At 63.5% G+C, this 18,850-nt stretch carries 14 protein-coding genes and 1 tRNA gene; 11 read left to right on the plus strand and 4 right to left on the minus strand.

Features of this window, described 5'->3' with window-relative positions; all coding sequences use genetic code 11:
- The first annotated feature begins 4 nt into the window (after positions 1-4).
- From I603_RS06090 to I603_RS06105, 4 genes are all read left to right on the plus strand, one after another.
- Entirely contained in the window at positions 5-823 is an 819-nt protein-coding gene (locus I603_RS06090; protein WP_068863101.1) for an inositol monophosphatase family protein, read from the plus strand.
- A 145-nt stretch (positions 824-968) separates the two neighbouring features.
- A tRNA-Leu gene (locus tag I603_RS06095) sits at positions 969-1,053 on the plus strand.
- Between the two features lie 67 nt (positions 1,054-1,120).
- Positions 1,121-2,956 (plus strand): SLC13 family permease, encoded by a 1,836-nt coding sequence (locus tag I603_RS06100; protein WP_068863103.1) that lies wholly within the window; start codon positions 1,121-1,123, stop codon positions 2,954-2,956.
- A gap of 29 nt (positions 2,957-2,985) precedes the next feature.
- Positions 2,986-4,305, plus strand: coding sequence for an amidohydrolase (locus tag I603_RS06105; RefSeq protein WP_068863105.1), 1,320 nt, complete (start codon positions 2,986-2,988; stop codon positions 4,303-4,305).
- 128 nt (positions 4,306-4,433) lie between these two features.
- On the opposite strand, the gene I603_RS06110 is transcribed toward I603_RS06105, so the two are convergent.
- Together I603_RS06110 and I603_RS06115 are read right to left on the minus strand one after the other, a co-directional pair.
- The gene (locus I603_RS06110) at positions 4,434-4,619 is read right to left on the minus strand and encodes a hypothetical protein (RefSeq protein ID WP_068863107.1); all 186 of its coding nucleotides are present in this window, start codon (positions 4,617-4,619) and stop codon (positions 4,434-4,436) included.
- Between the two features lie 94 nt (positions 4,620-4,713).
- The gene (locus tag I603_RS06115; protein ID WP_068863109.1) at positions 4,714-6,312 is read right to left on the minus strand and encodes an isocitrate lyase; all 1,599 of its coding nucleotides are present in this window, start codon (positions 6,310-6,312) and stop codon (positions 4,714-4,716) included.
- 178 nt (positions 6,313-6,490) lie between these two features.
- On the opposite strand from I603_RS06115, the gene I603_RS06120 reads away from it, so the two are divergent.
- The 6 genes from I603_RS06120 to I603_RS06145 all read left to right on the plus strand — a co-directional run bounded on the left by I603_RS06120 (position 6,491) and on the right by I603_RS06145 (position 15,314).
- Entirely contained in the window at positions 6,491-7,846 is a 1,356-nt protein-coding gene (locus I603_RS06120; RefSeq protein ID WP_068863111.1) for a helix-turn-helix domain-containing protein, read from the plus strand.
- A 119-nt stretch (positions 7,847-7,965) separates the two neighbouring features.
- On the plus strand, positions 7,966-9,351 hold the full coding sequence (locus tag I603_RS06125) for a TIGR03013 family XrtA/PEP-CTERM system glycosyltransferase (RefSeq protein WP_068863113.1): 1,386 nt from the start codon (positions 7,966-7,968) through the stop codon (positions 9,349-9,351).
- Positions 9,352-9,368: 17 nt separating this feature from the next.
- Complete coding sequence (gene prsK / locus I603_RS06130; RefSeq protein WP_068863336.1) at positions 9,369-11,474, plus strand: XrtA/PEP-CTERM system histidine kinase PrsK; 2,106 nt, start codon at positions 9,369-9,371, stop codon at positions 11,472-11,474.
- Positions 11,474-12,838 (plus strand): PEP-CTERM-box response regulator transcription factor, encoded by a 1,365-nt coding sequence (gene prsR / locus I603_RS06135; protein ID WP_068863114.1) that lies wholly within the window; start codon positions 11,474-11,476, stop codon positions 12,836-12,838. Before prsK ends, prsR begins: the two co-directional genes overlap by 1 nt.
- Positions 12,822-14,303 carry a tetratricopeptide repeat protein gene (locus I603_RS06140; protein WP_158093659.1) on the plus strand — a complete coding sequence of 494 codons (1,482 nt, stop codon included), beginning with the start codon at positions 12,822-12,824 and terminating at the stop codon, positions 14,301-14,303. Before prsR ends, I603_RS06140 begins: the two co-directional genes overlap by 17 nt.
- Positions 14,304-14,345: 42 nt before the next feature.
- Complete coding sequence (locus tag I603_RS06145; protein ID WP_068863118.1) at positions 14,346-15,314, plus strand: bile acid:sodium symporter family protein; 969 nt, start codon at positions 14,346-14,348, stop codon at positions 15,312-15,314.
- Here I603_RS06145 and I603_RS06150 read toward each other — a convergent pair.
- Positions 15,292-16,359 carry a DUF475 domain-containing protein gene (locus tag I603_RS06150; protein ID WP_068863119.1) on the minus strand — a complete coding sequence of 356 codons (1,068 nt, stop codon included), beginning with the start codon at positions 16,357-16,359 and terminating at the stop codon, positions 15,292-15,294. The two genes, I603_RS06145 and I603_RS06150, sit on opposite strands and share 23 nt — an antisense overlap.
- A 35-nt stretch (positions 16,360-16,394) precedes the next feature.
- Positions 16,395-17,267, minus strand: a complete 873-nt coding sequence (gene panB / locus I603_RS06155; protein WP_068863121.1) for a 3-methyl-2-oxobutanoate hydroxymethyltransferase — start codon at positions 17,265-17,267, stop codon at positions 16,395-16,397.
- A gap of 140 nt (positions 17,268-17,407) precedes the next feature.
- On the opposite strand from panB, the gene I603_RS06160 reads away from it, so the two are divergent.
- Positions 17,408-18,811 carry a sodium-dependent transporter gene (locus I603_RS06160; protein WP_068863123.1) on the plus strand — a complete coding sequence of 468 codons (1,404 nt, stop codon included), beginning with the start codon at positions 17,408-17,410 and terminating at the stop codon, positions 18,809-18,811.
- Positions 18,812-18,850: the final 39 nt, after the last annotated feature.

Below are 18,850 nucleotides of genomic sequence, written 5' to 3' on the forward strand. Positions count from 1 at the left end.
CCAGATGGCAGCTATTTCCGGCCTCATCCGCGTCATGGAACGCGCCGCGCGCAAGGCGGGCGGACGTCTGCGGCGCGATTTCGGCGAAGTCGAACATCTCCAGGTCAGCCGCAAGGGGCCGGCCGATTTCGTCAGCAAGGCCGACATGCGCGCCGAGCGTACGCTGTATGACGAACTGTCCGCCGCGCGTCCCGGCTGGGGCTTCCTGATGGAAGAGGCGGGCGAGATCGCGGGCGAACCGGGGATGCCGCGCTGGATCATCGATCCGCTTGATGGCACCAGCAACTTCCTTCACGGTATCCCGCACTTTGCCATCTCGATCGCCGCGCAGGAGCCGCGCCTTGATGGCAAGGGCTGGGGCGATGTGGTGGCGGGCGTGATCTACCAGCCGGTAACTGACGAGACCTACTGGGCGGAGAAATCGCGCGGCGCATGGCTCCACGATGCGCGCTTGCGCGTCTCGGCCCGTTCGCGCCTGACGGATGCGCTGGTCGCGACCGGCATCCCGTTCTTCGGACGCGGCGACTTTTCGGAATGGAGCCGCATCTTCGGCGCCATCGGCCCCGAGGTGGCGGGTATCCGTCGTTTTGGCGCCGCTTCTCTCGATCTGGCCTATGTCGCGCAGGGCCGCTTCGACGGGTTCTGGGAAAGCGGACTGTCCGAATGGGATACGGCGGCAGGCTGCCTGCTGGTGCGCGAGGCGGGCGGGTTCGTCAGCGATTTCCGCGGGCGTTCCGAGCCGGTCCACGCCGCTCAGGTGCTGGCGGCGAATGATGCGCTGCACTCCAAGCTGCACAAGCTGCTGGCAGGCGCGCTTCGGTAAGGTCTTGCGCGGTCTTGTGGCGGGCCTGACCCGCCTTCGACCCCCGCTTGACCCCCTCCAGACCCTGTTTGCGGCAGTGTTTTACGTGAAACATTTGCCAGAGCCGATGGCTCTCGCTAACAGCGCGGTTCTTCCGTTCTGGTGTGCCCCTGTGGTGGAATTGGTAGACGCGACCGACTCAAAATCGGTTGGAGAAATCCGTGCCAGTTCGAGTCTGGCCAGGGGCACCACCGGCACCACTTGCCCACAATCCGCTTGTCTTTGCCCCAAGTGATTGGGTAGCCACCAAAGCGGACCATGCTGGAAGCCCCATCCTATCACGCGATAGCGGCCATGGCGGTGACCATTGCCATGTTCATCGCCTTTGCGCGCGGGCGCTATCCAGTCGAGATCATCTCGCTGATCACGATCGCGGTGATAGGTGTCGGGCTCTATTTCGCGCCGCTTGAAGGGACCAAGCCGACCGACGGTCTGGCTATCGCCTTTGGCGGGTTCGGGCACCAGGCGCTGATCACGATCTGCGCTCTCATGATCCTGGGACGGGGCCTGGTCGTCACCGGCGCGCTGGAACCCTTTGCACGGCTTCTTGAAGGCGTGTTTCGCGCCAATGGCCAGTTGGGCCTGCTGTTTGCGCTGCTGATCGCCTTCACCTTGTCGATGTTCGTCAATGATACCCCGGTGATGGTGCTGTTGCTGCCGATCCTCGTGGCGCTGGCGGGCAAGGGTGTGGCAGCTTCGTCCAAGACACTGATGCCGGTCAATTCCGCAGTGCTTATCGGCGGCATGGCGACCACCATCGGCACCTCGACCAATATTCTCGTCGTCTCGATTGCTCAGGATATCGGGATGGAGCCGATCGGGGTGTTCCAGTTCACGCCCATCGTGCTGATCGCGGCGACTGTCGCCTTGCCCTACCTGTGGCTGGTCATGCCCCGGTTGCTGCGCGACAATTCGGTTCTGGCGGAGAATGTGCGGCGGATCTTCCACACCCGCCTGAGGGTTGGCGCGTCGAGCCTGCTGGCTGGCGCCGAGCTTGCGGCGATCCGGGACAAGCTGCCCGAAGGCATCACCTTCCATGACCAGCCCGCCGGTCCACTCCAGCCGCAGCAGCGCCTGCATATCTCCGGGACGCACGAGGCGATCGAGGAAGCCGCCCGCGCGCTCAAGGGCGAGCTTGCGCCCTCCTGGGTGCTCGACCGGATCCGCCGCATCTCCAAGTCGCAAGGGCAGGATATTGTCGCTGTCGAGATGACGGTGACAGCGGATTCGCGGCTCATCACCCGCACTCTGGCAAGTTCGGGCATTGCCGATCTCTATGGCGTCGCAGTGCTCGGCATCCACAGGCCCGACCGCGTGCTGGGCGAGCGTGACACCTATAGCGAGGCCGGCGATCTTCGCATCCTTGAAGGCGACGTGCTGCTGGTGATGGGGATTGAGGAGGACCTCCAGAACTTCGCCAACAACGACGGCTTGCTGCGGCTGGAAGGCGCGCGCGAGCTGCCGCGCCGGTCGAAAGCGGTGCTGGCGGGCGCCATCATGCTCGGCGCGATTGCCACCGCCTCGCTCGGCCTGCCCTGGTTCGATGAAGGCGGTTATGCCCCGATCAAGCTGCCAATCGCAATTTCCGCACTGGCGGGCGCCATTGCGATGTTCGTGACCGGTTGTGTGAAATTCGACCGGGTGGGCCGTGCGCTGTCGGCCAAGGTGATCGTGCTGATCGCCGCGAGCATTGCTATCGGCCGGGTGATCGACGCAAGCGGCGCGGCAGCGTTCCTTGGACAGGCGCTCTCGCTCGGCCTTGCCTATCTGCCGCCCGCGCTGGTGCTTTCGGCGATCATGATCTTCGTCACCATCGTCACCAATTTCGCCTCCAACGCTACGGCTGCGACCATCGGCACGCCCATCGCCTTCAGCATCGCCGCCCAACTGGGGCTCCCGCCGGAGCCGCTGGTGCTGGCGGTGCTGTTCGGCTGCAACCTGTGCTACGCGACCCCGATCGCCTATCAGACCAACATGCTGATCATGTCCGAAGGCGGCTATGAGTTCGGCGACTATCTGCGCGCCGGTGTTCCGTTGGTGGCGCTGATGGTGACCGTACTCTCGGTCCTGCTGGTGCTGTGGTACGGGCTTTGAAAACAGACCGGTGAAACAGGGAGAAGACCATGAAACTGGGTTTCGCATTGGCCACAGCGAGCGCTTTTGCGTTGATGGCGGCGCCGGCACAGGCGAACGAATTGCGTGATGCGGTGGCCGCCGACATGCCGGGCCTGGTAGAGCTCTATCAGGATCTTCACGCCAATCCGGAGCTGTCCTTTCAGGAGTTCGAGACCGCGAAGAAGCTCGCTTCCCGCGCCCGCGCACTGGGCTTCGAGGTGACCGAAGGCGTCGGCAAGACCGGTGTGGTCGCGGTGATGAAGAACGGCGCCGGGCCGGTTGTGATGCTGCGTGCCGACATGGACGGGCTGCCGGTGATCGAGCAGACCGGGCTGCCCTTCGCGTCCAAGCGCAAGGGCGTGCCTGCAAGCGGGATCGAGACCGGCATCATGCACGCCTGCGGCCACGACACCCATATGACCGCGTGGATCGGCACCGCCCAGCTGCTGGCCGAGCGCCGCGACCAGTGGTCGGGAACGTTGGTGATGATCCTCCAGCCCGCCGAGGAAATCGGCGAGGGCGCCAAGGCGATGCTCGATGACGGGCTCTACACCCGCTTTCCCAAGCCCGACTATGTGCTGGGCTTTCACGATGCCGCGCAATTTCCGGCTGGGATGATCGGCTATTCCAAGGGCTTTGCGCTCGCTAACGTCGATTCCGTCGATGTGGTGGTGCCGGGGGTGGGCGGGCACGGCGCCTATCCGCACACCACCAAGGATCCGATCGTCATTGCCTCGAACATTGTCACCCGCCTTCAAACGCTGGTGAGCCGCGAGCTCGATCCGCAGGAGCCCGCCGTGGTGACCGTCGGCAGCTTTCAGGCCGGGGCCAAGCACAACATCATTCCCGACGAGGCACGCCTGCAGATTACCGTGCGCTCCTATGCCGACGAGACCCGGCAGCATCTGCTTGAAGGGATCGCCCGGATCGCGCGGGGGGAGGCGCTCGCCGCCGGAATGCCCGAGGACAAGCTGCCCAGAGTGACGGTGCAGGACCCCTATACGCCTGCGACCTACAACACGCCCGAATTCACGGACCGCGTGATGGCAGGGCTCAAGACCCGCTTCGAAGGCCGGGTGATGGAAACCCCGCCGGTGATGGGTGGGGAGGACTTCAGCCAGTATTATCGCGCTGACCGGGAGAACGTAGAGTCGCTGATCTTTTGGGTCGGCGGGGTGCCGCAGGCCGAGTGGGAGAAGGCAGAGAAGGGCGAAATCGCGCTGCCTTCGCTGCATTCGCCGTTCTGGGCGCCCGATGCGCCTGTTGTGATCGCTACCGCGACTGAAGCGATGACGGCGGCGACGCTCGACCTGATGAAGAAGGGCTAACGATTACCGTCCTCAAGAAGCGTAGCGGTAGGACCACGAAATTCGGCCGCCGGAACGCCCCCTGGAGGAGCATCCCGACGGCCGTTTCTCCTCCCCAGGAGAACTGTTGAAGGGGTGAGGCCTCTGCCTCAGCTGCCCGAGGGGACGTAGGTCCCGAGGCGGTGGTGCAGGGCATTGATCTTGGCGAGTTCCTCGCGGTCCTCGGTGTTGCGGGCGTGGCTTTCGAGCGCGCGGCGCAGCAGCTTCATGTCGGCGGTCGAAAGCAGTGCGCGGGCGCGGGCCGGTTCGGTCTTGGGGGTATCTGTATCGCTCATCGTCACTCTCCTCGGGTGAATACCCCGAGTCCTTAGGCGGTTCGGTGGGGAACCGGAAGGCTGCAAATCCGCAGCCCTCCGGCCTTGTCCCCGATCAAGCCGCCTCGAACTGGTTCATCGTGTTGTGCGCACCGCCCGCCTTCAGAGCGGCTTCCCCGGCGAAGTATTCCTTGTGATCATCGCCGATGTCGCTGCCGGCCATGTTCTGGTGCTTCACGCAGGCGATGCCTTCGCGGATTTCCTTGCGCTGCACGTTCTTGACGTAGCCGAGCATCGCCTGCTCGCCGAAGTACTCGCGCGCGAGGTTGTCGGTCGAAAGCGCCGCGGTGTGATAGGTCGGCAGGGTGATGAGGTGGTGGAAGATGCCGGCCCGCGCCGCGCCGTCGCGCTGGAAGGTGCGGATCTTCTCGTCGGCCTCGGCGGCCAGTTCGGTGCCGTCGTAGTCGACGCTCATCAACCGGTCGCGTTCATAGGCCGAGACATCCTTGCCCGCGGCTTCCCACGCATCGAAGATCTGCTGGCGGAAATTCAGCGTCCAGTTGAAGCTGGGCGAGTTGTTGTAGACGAGCTTGGCATTGGGCACGACTTCGCGGATGCGGTCGACCATCTTGGCGATCTGCTCGACGTGGGGCTTTTCGGTCTCGATCCAGAGCAGGTCGGCGCCGTTCTGGAGCGAGGTGATGCAGTCGAGCACGACGCGGTCCTCGCCCGTGCCGGGGCGGAACTGGTAGAGGTTCGAAGGCAGGCGCTTGGGGGCGAGCAGCTTGCCGTCGCGGCTGATGAAGACCTGGCCATTGGTGATGTTGGCCGGATCGACTTCATCGGCATCCAGGAAGGCGTTGTACTGGTCACCCAGATCGCCCGGTTCCTTTGAATAGGCGATCTGCTTGGTGAGGCCGGCGCCCAGCGAGTCGGTGCGGGCAACGATGATCCCGTCTTCCACGCCCATTTCGAGGAAGGCATGGCGGCAGGCGCGGATCTTCTGGAGGAAGTCCTCGTGCGGCACAGTGACCTTGCCATCCTGGTGGCCGCACTGCTTTTCGTCCGAGACCTGGTTTTCGATCTGCAGCGCGCAGGCGCCCGCTTCGATCATCTTCTTGGCGAGCAGATAGGTTGCCTCGGCGTTGCCGAAGCCCGCATCAATGTCGGCGATGATCGGCACCACGTGGGTTTCGTAGTTGTCGATGGCGTTCTCCAGCCGCTTGGCCTCGACCGCGTCTCCTGCTTCGCGGGCTTTGTCGAGCGCGCGGAACATCATGCCCAGTTCGCGGGCGTCGGCCTGCTTCAGGAAGGTGTAAAGCTCCTCGATCAGCGCGGGCACCGAGGTCTTCTCGTGCATCGACTGGTCGGGAAGCGGGCCGAATTCGCTGCGCAATGCGGCGACCATCCAGCCCGACAGGTAGAGGTAGCGCTGCTTGGTGGTGCCGAAGTGCTTCTTGATCGCGATCATCTTCTGCTGCGCGATGAAACCGTGCCAGCAGCCCAGCGACTGGGTGTACTTGGCCGGGTCGGCATCATAGGCGGCCATGTCGGCGCGCATGATCTTGGCGGTGTACTTGGCGATGTCGAGCCCGGTGGCGAAGCGGTTTTGGATCACCATGCGGGCGGCGTTTTCGGGATCAATCGCGGCCCAGCTCGGCCCGTTTGCGGTGACGATTTCGCGCATCCGGGTGATGGTGTTCTGGTAGGTCATTTGCTTCTCCTGTCCATCCTGGGGAGTGGAGCGGGCCGAAAGGGACTCGCGCCATCGGATGGGCAGGCTTTGGCGTTTTGCGGCGCAGCAAGACAGGAAAAATTACAAAAAATCGTGTCGCTATCCCGACATTTGCCCAAGATCTTGTGTAAATTAGTAATGTAATTTACAAAACGTCATGATCGACAGCAACCTGCTCGCCGGGCCTGCCTTGCGCCGTCTGCGTAAGCGCGAGGGTCTCACTCAGGCCGCCATGGCCGCTGCACTTGGCATTTCGCCCTCCTATCTCAATCTTATCGAGCGCAACCAGCGCCCGCTTTCCGCCCGCGTCCTGGTGCAGGTGATAGAGCGTTTCGATTTCGATCCCCGGTCGCTGCGCGAGGACGACGCGATCGGCGGGCTCGACGGGTTGGTGCGGCGCATGGCGGACAGGCGTTTCGCGGATCTCGGCATCGACCGCGAAGAGGTTCAGGAGTTCCTCGCCGCGGCGCCCCAGATCGCTGCCGCCTTCGCCCGATTATATGATCAGGCAGGCAGTGGTCCGGCCGCGGAAGGCGAAGATGCCTCGGCAGTTGCTCGCCGCGCGATCGAGCGCTGGCAGAACCACTTTGCCGATCTTGACCATGCCGCCGAAGATCTGGCCGACGAACTTCGACTCTCGCGCGGTGAAATCAGCGCCGCTCTGGGCGAGCGACTGCGCGAAAAGCACCGCATCACTGTGCGCATCCTGCCCGCAGAGGTCATGCCCGGTCAGGTCCATCGGCTCGACCTGCATGCACGCCAGCTGCAGTTGTCCGAGATGCTGCCAGGCGCGGCGCGGCGCTTCCAGATCGCCCGGCAGGTCGGTGCGCTGGAGATGCGGGAGGGTATCGAGACGTTGGTGGCCGGAGCCAATCTGCCATCCGCCGAGGCGCGAAGTATCTTTCGCGAGCACATCACCGATTACCTCGCTGGTGCGCTGCTGCTTCCTTATCGTCGCTTCCTGCGTGCCTGCGAGCAGACTGGCTATGATCTGGCGGTGCTCCAGCGCCGTTTCGCGGTGAGCTTCGATCAGGCGGCGCGCAGGCTTACTACCCTCGGGCGCGTGGGCGAACGCGGCTTGCCGTTCTTCATGGCGATCATCGACCGGGCTGGCAGGCTGGCGGATTTTACCGCGGGCGGGGCAGGCGCTCTCTATCCGCTCGAAGGAGCGCGCTGGCCGGCATGGATCCCTTACGCCGCTTTCGAACGGCCAGGAACAGTGCTGACCCAGGCGGTCACTTTCGGCGAAGGCGAGGCGGCGCCGCGCCACTGGTTCACCATCACCCGTACGGTCGACGGTGACGGCGTGATGTGCACCGCCCGCCGTGCGGTGGTGCTGGGGATCGAAGCACGCTTTGCCGGAGAGCTCGCCTATGCGCGCGGGGTATCGCTGGATCCGGCAGATGCGGTGCCGCTGGGCACGCCCTGCCTGCGTTGCGGACGGGCCGAATGTCTGACCCCGGCTCCGTCCCGCATGGCCAGTGCCCTGCCGCGCCCCAGGCAGATATCCTGATGCGGCATTAACCCTGGGCAACCGCGGAAAAGCGGCATTTGCAGGTGGTGTAAAGTTTACCGACACTTAAGGTCTGGGCACTAGACCGGCAGGCGGACCCCACAAGAAAGCCGCCTCCGATGATCCGCCTGTTCAAGCACTACATTCCGCATGCCGTGCTGCTGCTCGGATTGCTGGACCTTGTGTTGCTTGTGTTGGCGAGCGAACTGGCGTGGCAGCTTCGTGCAGCCCAGATCGGGATGCACGTGGATCATTTCGCGACCCGCTGGATGCCGCTTACCGGCACGGCCATCATCATCTGGCTGGCGATGATCGCAGTCGGGGTTTACGGTCCAAATGCCTTGCGATCCCTGCGGTTTGCCGGGGCCAGATTGCTCGTCGCGATCAGCCTCGGGATCATCGCGCTGGCAGTGATCGACTTCGTTTTTCCCAGCGACTTCTTCTGGCGATCGACCCTGCTTTACACCATGGCGCTTGCAATTGTGGTGCTGGTGACGGATCGCATTCTTCTGACCAGCTTCCTCGGGTCCTCGGCCTTCCGGCGGCGGGTCATGGTCTTGGGGGCAGGCGACCGCGCGCAGCGGCTAAGGAGTCTCAGCGAAAAGCCTGAAGCCGGTTTTGCAATCGTCGCCTATATCGCGATGAGCGACGACCAGCGCATCGTCGAGGAGGCTATTCCGCGCGCGGCAATCCATGATCTGGGGCGTTTCGTCGAGAACCTCGGGGTCAGCGAGGTTGTGCTGGCGCTGCAGGAGCGTCGCAACGCACTGCCGCTGAAGGATCTGCTGCGGATCAAGACCAAGGGCGTGCATGTCAACGATTTCTCCAGCTTTCTCGAGCGGGAGACGGGCCGGGTCGATCTCGACACGGTCAACCCCAGCTGGCTGATCTTCTCCGACGGATTTTCGAGCGGCCGGATGCTGTCGAGCGCGGTCAAGCGCATCTTCGACATCCTTGCCAGTTCGGTGCTGCTTGCGCTGACCCTGCCGATTATCGCGCTGTTCGCCCTGCTGGTGAAGCTCGACAGCGAGGGGCCGGCCTTCTTCCGCCAGCAGCGTGTCGGTCTTTACGGCGAACCTTTCACCCTGGTGAAGCTGCGTTCGATGCGGACCGATGCCGAAAAGGACGGTGCCAGGTGGGCGGAGGAAAACGATCCGCGCATCACCCGGCTCGGTCGCTTCATCCGCAAGGTCAGGATTGACGAACTGCCGCAGACCTGGAGCGTGCTCAAGGGTCAAATGAGCTTTGTCGGTCCAAGGCCCGAGGTTCCGCGCTTTGTCGAGAGCCTCGAACAGGAAATCCCCTTCTACGGGGAACGCCACATGGTGAAGCCCGGCATTACCGGGTGGGCGCAGATCAACTATCCCTATGGCGCCTCCGTCGATGATAGCCGGCGCAAGCTCGAATATGATCTTTACTATGCGAAGAACTACACGCCCTTCCTCGACTTCGTGATCCTGTTGCAGACTGTGCGAGTGATCCTGTGGCCGGAGGGCGTGCGGTGACGACCTTCGCGGGATATATGGCGTTTGCACCGCTCGTCGCTTCATTTGCCGGCGCGCTGCTCGGTTTTGGCGCAACGATCTGGCTATGGCAGTGCGGCGATCGCGCGCGCCCCGACCGCTTGCCGCTTGCGATTGCGAGCCTGTTGGCCGGAACAGGGTGTGCCGTGACCGCGGCGCTGGGGCCGGAAAGCATATTGGATGTTCCCTTCATCATCGCGCGCAATCTGGCCTTGTTTGCAGCCATATTCGCGATGTTCAGCGCCGATGGCCGGGCAGCGAGCCTCAAGCCGATCCGGCCTTTGATCATAACACTGGTGATGGTGCAGCTATGCCAGCCCTTGGTGCTGATACTGGAGCTGCGCGCCACATCCGTTCCCGCCCTGGCACAGCTGGCTTTCGAGGTCAGACTGCTGATCGATCTGCTGATGGCGATCGGAGCGCTCATGCTCCTGCACAATCTCTATGCCGGTGCAGCGGTCGCGTCGCGCTATCTCCTGCGCTGGACGGTAATCGGCCTGTCAGGGATTTTTGCCTATGATCTGAATCTCGCCACCATTGCCTATCTGGGGGGTGAGTATCCGCCGCTGCTGCGCGACTTGCGCGGCCTTTTTGCGGCGGTGATGGGGGTCTTGTTCGCGCTCGGTGTCAACCCTGTCGGACCGCGGGTCCAGTTCAGTCCCTCGCGCGCGGTTACCTTTCGCACCCTCTCGCTGCTTCTCATCGGCAGCTATCTGGCGCTGATGTTTCTGGTAGCCAAGTCGCTTCCGCTGATTGGCGGCGACTTTGCCCGCACCGCGCAAGTGGTTTTTCTGATGCTGGCGGCAGGTGCGGCGATCATGGCGCTTCCCTCGCCCCGGCTGCGTGCCTGGCTTAGGGTCACAGCGACCAAGCACCTGTTCCAGCATCGCTACGATTATCGCGAGGAATGGCTGCGTTTCACCCGTACTATCGGCCGTGGTGGCAAGCACAGCGCAAGTCTGGAGGAGCGCGCGGTCAAGGCATTGGCTGACATTACCGAGAGCCCGGCAGGCCTGCTGCTCATGCCCAACGAAGAGGCACAACTGGAGCTGACCGCGCGCTGGAACTGGCCCACTATCGCGGTTCCGGCGATTGCCGGTGACCATCTGCTTTCCGCCCTGTTCGAGCAGCACCAGATCATCATCGCGCTCGACGAAGCGCGCAGCGGGATCGACCATCATGGCGAAACCCCGCACATTCCCGGATGGCTGGCCGACGCCGAGGACGTGTGGGCAATGGTTCCGCTTATCCATTTCGATCGGCTGGTGGGCGTAGTCGTGCTGGCCCGGCCTCGGATCGAACGCCGGCTTGACTGGGAGGACTTCGACCTCCTGCGCGTCGCCGGACAGCAGCTTGCAAGTTACCTGTCCGAGCAGGCGGGCCAGCAAGCGTTGATGGACGCGAGCCGGTTCGACGATTTCAACCGCCGCATGGCCTTCGTGATGCATGACATCAAGAACCTCGCCAGCCAGCTCTCGCTGCTTGCGGCCAATGCCCAGAAGCACGCCGACAATCCCGCGTTCCGCGCGGACATGTTGGTGACATTGCGCAATTCGGCAGACAAGCTTTCCGCACTGCTGGCCCGGCTCGGGCGCTACGGGTCGAACCCGATGCAGGATGTGCGGAGTATTGATCTTGCCGAGCTTGCCCGCAGCCTTGCCGAGCGTTTTCGCCCGGTACATCCCGTCTTGCTGACCCGTGACGAGAGTGTGCACGTGATGGGCAATTCCGAGGCTCTGGAACAGACCTTGGTTCATCTCGTGCAGAACGCGATCGACGCCAGCGATCCGGAAATGCCGGTATGCATCGACGTCTCCGCTGAAGGCCTGCACGGGATGATCGAAGTGATCGATACAGGCTGCGGGATGAGCCCCGAATTCGTGCGCAGTGGCCTGTTTAAGCCCTTCGTCTCGTCCAAGCCAGGGGGCTTCGGTATCGGCGCCTTCGAGGCCCGCGAACTTGTCAAGGCCATGGGCGGGCGGGTTACCGTCGAATCGCGCGAAGGCTTGGGGACCCGCTTCAGCGTTGTGCTGCCGCTGGCCGATGCGGTTCGCCTGCTGGACGGACAGAATGGAAATGATCCATCAAAGCAGGAGGTTGCCTGATGGCCGACAAGAAACCCCCCTTGCTCGTGATCGAGGACGATCCGGGCCTGCAGGCCCAGCTCAAATGGTCCTATGACGATTTCGAGGTGATCGTGGCCGGAGACCGCGACTCAGCGCTTGCCGCATTGCGGGCAGAAATGCCGGCGGTGGTCACGCTCGATCTCGGCCTGCCCCCCGATCCCGACGGCACCAGCGAAGGCTTTGCGGTGCTTGATGCGATCATGGCGCTGAAGCCGGATACCAAGGTGATCGTGGCAAGCGGTCATGGTGCGCGCGAAAGCACGTTGCAGGCGATCGAGCGTGGAGCCTACGACTTCTATCAGAAACCGCTCGATATCGACGCGCTCGGTCTGATCGTGAGGCGTGCGTTCAACCTGCACCAGATCGAACAGGAAAATCGCCGACTCCTTGCCAGCGCGAATGCCGACAAGACTGTGCTTGGCCGGCTCATCACCGGTGCGCCGGAGATGGTCAAGGTCGCCCGCACCATAGAGCGCGTTGCCAAGACTTCGGTTTCCGTGATGCTGCTGGGCGCGAGCGGCACTGGCAAGGAACTTCTGGCCAGGGGCCTTCACGATGCAAGCGACCGTGCCGACGGTCCGTTCATCGCCATCAATTGCGCCGCGATTCCGGAGAATCTGCTCGAAAGCGAACTGTTCGGGCATGAGAAGGGTGCATTCACCGGAGCGGTCAAGACCACAGAAGGCAAGATCGAAAGCGCCAATGGCGGCACGCTGTTTCTTGACGAGGTTGGCGATATCCCGCTCCCCCTTCAGGTCAAGCTGCTGCGTTTCCTCCAGGAGCGTACCATCGAGCGCATCGGTGGACGCCGGGCAATTGCGGTCAATACCCGGATCGTGTGCGCCACCCACCAGGACCTAGAGAGCATGATTTCCGCAGGCAGTTTCCGCGAGGACCTCTTCTATCGCCTCGCGGAAATCGTGGTACGCATCCCCAGCCTGGCCGAGCGCCACGGCGATCCGGTGCTGCTTGCGAAGGTGTTCCTCAAGCGTTTTGCCGCAGAGATGAATCCGTCTGTCACCGGTTTTGCCGCAGATGCGCTTGCCGCGATCGACGCGCACGACTGGCCGGGCAATGTTCGCGAGCTTGAGAACCGCGTGAAGCGTGCTGTCATCATGGCGGAGGGAAAACTTGTCCATGCCGAGGATCTCGACTTCGGTGATGCGGAGAGTGACAGCGCAGATGTGCTCAATCTCAAGGCCGCGCGCGAGGCCGCCGATCGCCGGGTCATCCGTCATGCGCTGGCGCGCAGCGAAGGCAATATCTCCAGCACTGCCAAGCTGCTCGGGATCAGCCGGCCGACGCTCTATGACCTTATCAGGCAGTATGACCTCCAGACCTAGATGCCTCGCGCCGCTTGTCGCGCTGGTGCTGGCTGGATGTGCTGGCGCGCAAGGCGGGTCAGGCGAAGGAGACGCGACGGCTGCCACCTCGCCTGCTCTTGCGGCTCTGCTTGGTTCGGCCGATCGGGCCATGGCGCAAGGCGAACTGGCCGAGGCAGGACGTCTGCTCGACGAGGCGCGTGCGATCGGGCCTGAAGATCCAGGATTGTGGGTCGCCATTGCCCGCCTGCGCTTTCGCGGTGGCGAGCACCTCACCGCTCTCGAGGCCGCCGACCGCGCACTGGCACTGGGACCCGATCACGCTCCGGCCTTGCTGATGCGGGCCCTGATGGTGCGCGATGCACATGGATTTGTCGATGCCCTGCCATGGTTCGAGGCTGCGCTTGCTGCTGACAGGACCAACGCCGATGCATGGGCCGAATTTGCGGCGACGCTGGGCGATGGCGGGCGGTATCGCGAGATGCTGGAGGCCGTGCACGAATTGGCCAAGGTTGCTCCCGACGATCCGCGCCTATTCTATCTTCAGGCGGTATTGGCCCAGCGCGGTGGCAAGCCGGTTCTGGCGCGCAGCTTGCTCCAGCGCAGCGGTATGACAGCTGGCGGCGTTCCCGCAGCGCAGCTGCTCGATGCGCTGATCAATCTCGATCAGGGCAATTTCGATAGCGCCGCGGCGCAACTCGAAGCGCTTGCCGCGCGCCAGCCTGCCAATGCGCGTGTGCGGACACTGCTGGCGCGCGCGCTTTTTTTGGGTGGGCGCGAGGCGGAACTGGTGGATCAGTTTGCGTCCGATGCCGAACGGCCGGCAGCCTCGCCATATCTCGTGATGCTTGTGGCGCGCGCGTATGAGCGGCTCGGCGACAGGGGCGCTGCAGCACCTCTGCTGGAACGTGCTTTTGCCGAGGCAAGCAGGGTGCCTTCGGCATTGGCCCGGCGATCGAGTCTGCCGCAGCCGACCGCGGAACTGCGCACGCTTGCCACCGCCGGAAACTGGAACGGAGCGCGTAGTGCGGCGCGGGACTATCGCAGCCGCTTTCCGGCCTCGGCTGATCTCGCCCAGCTCGAAGGCGATGCTGCCCTTGGCGCAGGCGACGGGCAAGCCGCGCTTGCAGCCTACGCAGCGGCGGCTCGCTTGCGCCGGCCATGGCCACTTACCCGAAAGGTGCTTTTTGCCTCACGACGCATCGGCGAAGGTCTTGCCGCAGACACGCTGCTGGCGCGGCATGTGGCGGGCGAACCTGACAATATAGCGGCGCTCGTCGACCTTGCCCGCCTGATGGGCACAGGCGCGGACTGGCAGCGCAGCGCGATGCTGCTCGATCACGCGATCGCGCTTGGCGGAGGGCATGATCCGGCGCTGCTGGCGCTAAGGGCCAAGGCAGCGGAGGGGCTCGGTAATGACGCGGAGGCTAAGCGGTTTGCAGGTCTTGCCGGCGAACTTCGTCCACCGGCTCTTGCCGCTCGGTAAAGCATGACTGCTCGACATTCGTGGCGATGAGGGGCAGGGCGCATGACGATGTTCTCCCGCCGCCTTCCCTTCCTGAGCGATCCGATGATCGCGGTGCTCCTGATCGCCACCGCGCTTGCACTCTTGCTGCCGGCAACGGGTGATGGAGCCGATATCGCGCGGCACGTTTCCAATGGCGGGATCTTTCTGCTGTTCCTCGTCAACGGTATGCGGATCCGCCGCAGCGAGATTTCACGCGGGATTGCCAACTGGCGCTTCTTCGGTCCGTTGATGCTGTTTGTGTTCGGCGGAATGGCTCTGGCGGGGCTCGGTTTTGCCAGCCTTGCCGGCGGCATGCTGCCCCCGCTGGTTGCGCTCGGGTTCATTTATCTCGGTTGTTTGCCGTCCACGATTCAGTCGGCCACATCTTACACTAGCCTTGCTGATGGAAATGTCGCGCTGGCGGTGATCGGTGCGGCGCTGATCAACATTGCGGGGGTGTTTGTCAGCGCGCCGCTGTTTGCGCTGCTTGGCGGGGGCGAAGCAGGCGACATCGGCAACGAGGCGATCATCCGTATCGGGCTGATCCTGGTACTACCCTTCGTGATCGGACAGGCGGTGCAGGACAGGGTCATTGATCGGATCGCGGCCCAGCGGGCGCGCATTGTCTGGTTGGATCGCGCAGTTATCGGTCTTGCTGTCTATGTCGCCTTTTCAGGTGCAGTCGAACAGGGGCTTGTTCGCCTGTTCGCGCCCGTCGACTGGGCCGTGCTGGTGACGCTGGTGATGGTGCTGCTCGCGCTGGCGCTCGGCGCAGCGTGGGGCACCGGCGGTCTTTTACGCCTGCCAAGGGCGGACCGCATCACCTTCCTGTTTGCAGGATCGCAAAAGAGCGTCGCAATCGGCGCGCCGCTGGCTGCCATCCTTTTTCCTGCCGAGAGCGCCGGTTTCCTGATCGCGCCGCTGCTGCTCTATCACCTCGCTCAGCTGGTGCTGGCAGCCCCGCTGGCTACGCGTCTGGCACGGGGTTAGTCGCGCGTCCTGCGCGGTTGTGGCGGATCGACCAGAATAGCGACAATCCGATCAGGATCGCACCGATCAGCCCGGTGAAGGTTTCCGGGATGTGGTATCGCGCCGAGACAAGCATGATCGCGCCCAGCACGATGATCGCCCAGAAGGCACCGTGTTCGAGATAGCGATACTCCGCCAGCGTCCCGGCCTTGACGAGGTGGATTGTCATCGAACGCACGAACATGGCGCCGACCGACAGGCCGATGGCGATCACGATCATGTTGTTCGACAGCGCAAAGGCCCCGATCACCCCGTCGAAACTGAAGCTCGCATCGAGCACTTCGAGATAGAGGAACCCGCCGAGCCCGGAGCGCACGATCGCGCCGCTTGCCTTCTTGGCCGCCTCGCGCTGTTCGATGATCGCGCCCAGCGCATTGACGCCGATATAGGTGACAAGGCCGAGGATCCCGGCGGTGAGAAAGGTCAGCGCATCATCGGGTGCAAGCATGGTCGAAACGCCGTAGACCAGCGAGAGCACAAGCCCGATCTCGACCGCGGGCACTGTGGAAAAGCGGTTGATCGCCTGCTCGACGGACGCGATCCAGTGCACGTCCTTGTCGGAATCGAAAAAGAAGCTGAGGCCGACCATCGCCAGGAACGCGCCGCCGAACCCGGCAATGCCGATATGCGCGCTGGAGATGATGCGTTCATATTCCTCGGGATTGCCTAGCGAGAGCTCGACCGCCTCCCACGGACCGATCTGTGCGGCGATCGAGACGATGGCGATGGGAAAGATGATCCGCATCCCGAACACCGCGATCAGGATACCGATGGTCAGGAAGCGTTGCTGCCAGACCGGGTCCATCTCGCGCAGGACCGTGGCGTTGACCACGGCATTGTCGAAGCTGAGCGAAATCTCGAGGATCGAAAGCACGAAGACGATCCACAGGATCGACAGCATCCCGCCGAGTGATCCGGTGCTGGCCCAACCGTAATAGCCCGCCAGCGCAAGGCAGACGGCGGTGAAACCGAAGGAAAAAGCGTAGAAGCGCAGCAGGGTGTGCATGGCGGACTGGGGCCTTGCTTGAGCGGGGGTGAGACTCAGTCTTTGGGCTGATAGGTTTGTTCTTCGCCCGGGAAGCTGCGCGCGCGCACTTCCTCGGCATAGCGGGCAACGGTGCGGTCGATCACGCCGGCGATGTCTTCATAGCGCTTCACGAAGCGCGGCACCCGTTCGAACATGCCGAGCATGTCCTCGGTGACCAGCACCTGCCCGTCGCACTGTGCCGAGGCACCGATGCCGATGGTAGGGCAGGCAACAGCCTGTGTGGCGGTGATGGCGATGGGTTCGACCACGCCTTCGATGACGATGGCAAAGGCTCCGGCCTCATCCAGCGCCTTGGCGTCGGAGACGATCTTCTCGGCCTCGGCATCGGACCGTCCGCGCGCGCCGTATCCGCCCAGCACGTTGACGGCTTGAGGGGTGAGGCCGACATGGCCCATCACCGGGATGCCACGCTGGCTGAGAAAGGCCACCGTCGGCGCCATCGCCGCGCCTCCTTCAAGCTTTACCGCCGCAGCGCCGGTCTGCTTGAGGAGTAGGGCCGCGCTTTCGAAAGCCTGTTCGGGCGAAGCCTCGTAGGATCCGAAAGGCATGTCGACCACCACCACCGAATGGTAGGATCCGCGCACCACCGCCGCACCGTGGTTGGCCATCATTTCCAGCGTCACCGGCACGGTCGATGGCAGGCCATAGATCACCTGCCCGAGCGAATCCCCCACCAGCAGCAGGTCGCAATGCGCATCGAGCAATTGTGCCTGGCGTGCGGTATAGGCGGTGAGCATCACCAGCGGCTCTGCAGTGACGCCATCCACTTTGCGTGCGCGAATGCGCGGCACAGTGAGGCGGCGGATCGGCTGCGGGGTGGGGTTGGCCCGGCTGGTGCTCGTATCGAGCTGGAAAGTGGTGGACATGATGCCGCCCTTAGCCTTCGCGTGGGCAGAACGCAAAACCTCCCCCTTGGCGTGGCCGGTGAAACATTGCACAGAGGGCGGCACATGCGCTGATGCGTGACGCGCGCATCCGGGATTAGCGACAAAAGGATTCTTCGATCATGGTAGCCACTTCAGCAACAGCGCGCGACGGCTGGTCATCGCGCACGGCTTTTGTGCTGGCGGCGATCGGTTCGGCGGTGGGGCTGGGCAATCTTGTGCGTTTTCCGGCCGAGGCGGGGGCCAATGGCGGCGGTGCCTTCGTGCTTTTCTATATCCTGTGCATCGTGCTGATCGGCCTGCCGGTGCTCTTGTGTGAAACCCTGATCGGGCGGCACGGACAGGCGGCTGCGCCCGAAAGCTATCGCAAGCTCGCAGTTGAATCCGGCGCGTCCAGGGCATGGGAACTGGTGGCGTCGCTTGGCGTCTTTTCGGCCTTTCTGGTGCTCAGCTTCTACTGCGTGCTGGGCGGCTGGGTGCTCTATTACATCGGCACCTTTGCCGCCGATCTGGCGGCGACCGGCGTGACCGGCCCGGCCTTCGACGGGGTTCCCTACGAGGAAGTCGAGGCGCTGTTTCCGGCCATGATCGGCAACGGGATGGTGACCAGTCTGCTCGATCTCCTGTTCCTTGGCATCACGCTGGTGTTCGTTGCTCGCGGGGTTTCGGGCGGGATCGAGAAGGTCGCGGTTTACCTGATGCCGACCTTCTTCGTGCTGCTGCTGGGCATCACGGTCTACGGCTTTTTCGGCGGAGCGATGCAGGAGACCTTCGCCTATCTGTTCACCTTCGAGCCGGAAAAACTCACGCCCGAAGTGATGCTCGCCGCTGTCGGACAGGCGTTCTTTTCGCTCTCGCTCGGGGTTGCAGGGATGGTGACCTATGGCGCCTATGTAGGGCGCGACGTCAATCTTGCGGGGACTTCGGTGGTGATTGCCGGGGCCGATACCGCTGTGGCGCTGATTGCAGGGCTGTGCATCTTTCCGATCGTGTTTGCAGCGGGTCTTGCGCCGAATGGCGGGCTTGGTCTCATGTTCCAGACCCTGCCCCATGCCTTCCAGGAAATACCGTTCGGGTCGCTGATCGGGCTCGCGTTCTTCGTCATGGTCGCCTTTGCCGCGCTGACCAGTTCGGTGGCGCTGATGGAGGTGCCGACAGCTTGGGTAATCGACCGCTTCAACCTGCGCCGCGGGGCTGCGGCGGTGTTGGTGACGTTCGGTGCGGCGTTTCTGGGGGTGCTTTCGGCGCTTTCGACAGGAGCTTTGGCGGATTTCCATCCGCTCGGGTTCATTCCATTGTTCGAAGGCATGGGTACGCTTGACGCGCTCGACGGGCTGACCAGCAAGCTGACCATGCCGATCTGCGCCTTGCTGACTTCGGTCTTTGTCGGCTGGATTGCCGACCGGCGGCTGGTCGACAGCGAGAACGGACTTTCGGGTGGAGTGCATCTGTTCTGGCGCTTCCTTGTCCGCTTTGCCTGTCCCCTTGCGCTCGTGGCTATCATGGTCTTTGGCCTGATGGGCTGACCCCTCGCGCGGGGGATGGTGCGAGGGCGTTGCAAAGGC

The sequence above is a fragment of the Erythrobacter dokdonensis DSW-74 genome, from assembly GCF_001677335.1.
GTDB classification, from domain to species: Bacteria; Pseudomonadota; Alphaproteobacteria; order Sphingomonadales; family Sphingomonadaceae; genus Erythrobacter; species Erythrobacter dokdonensis.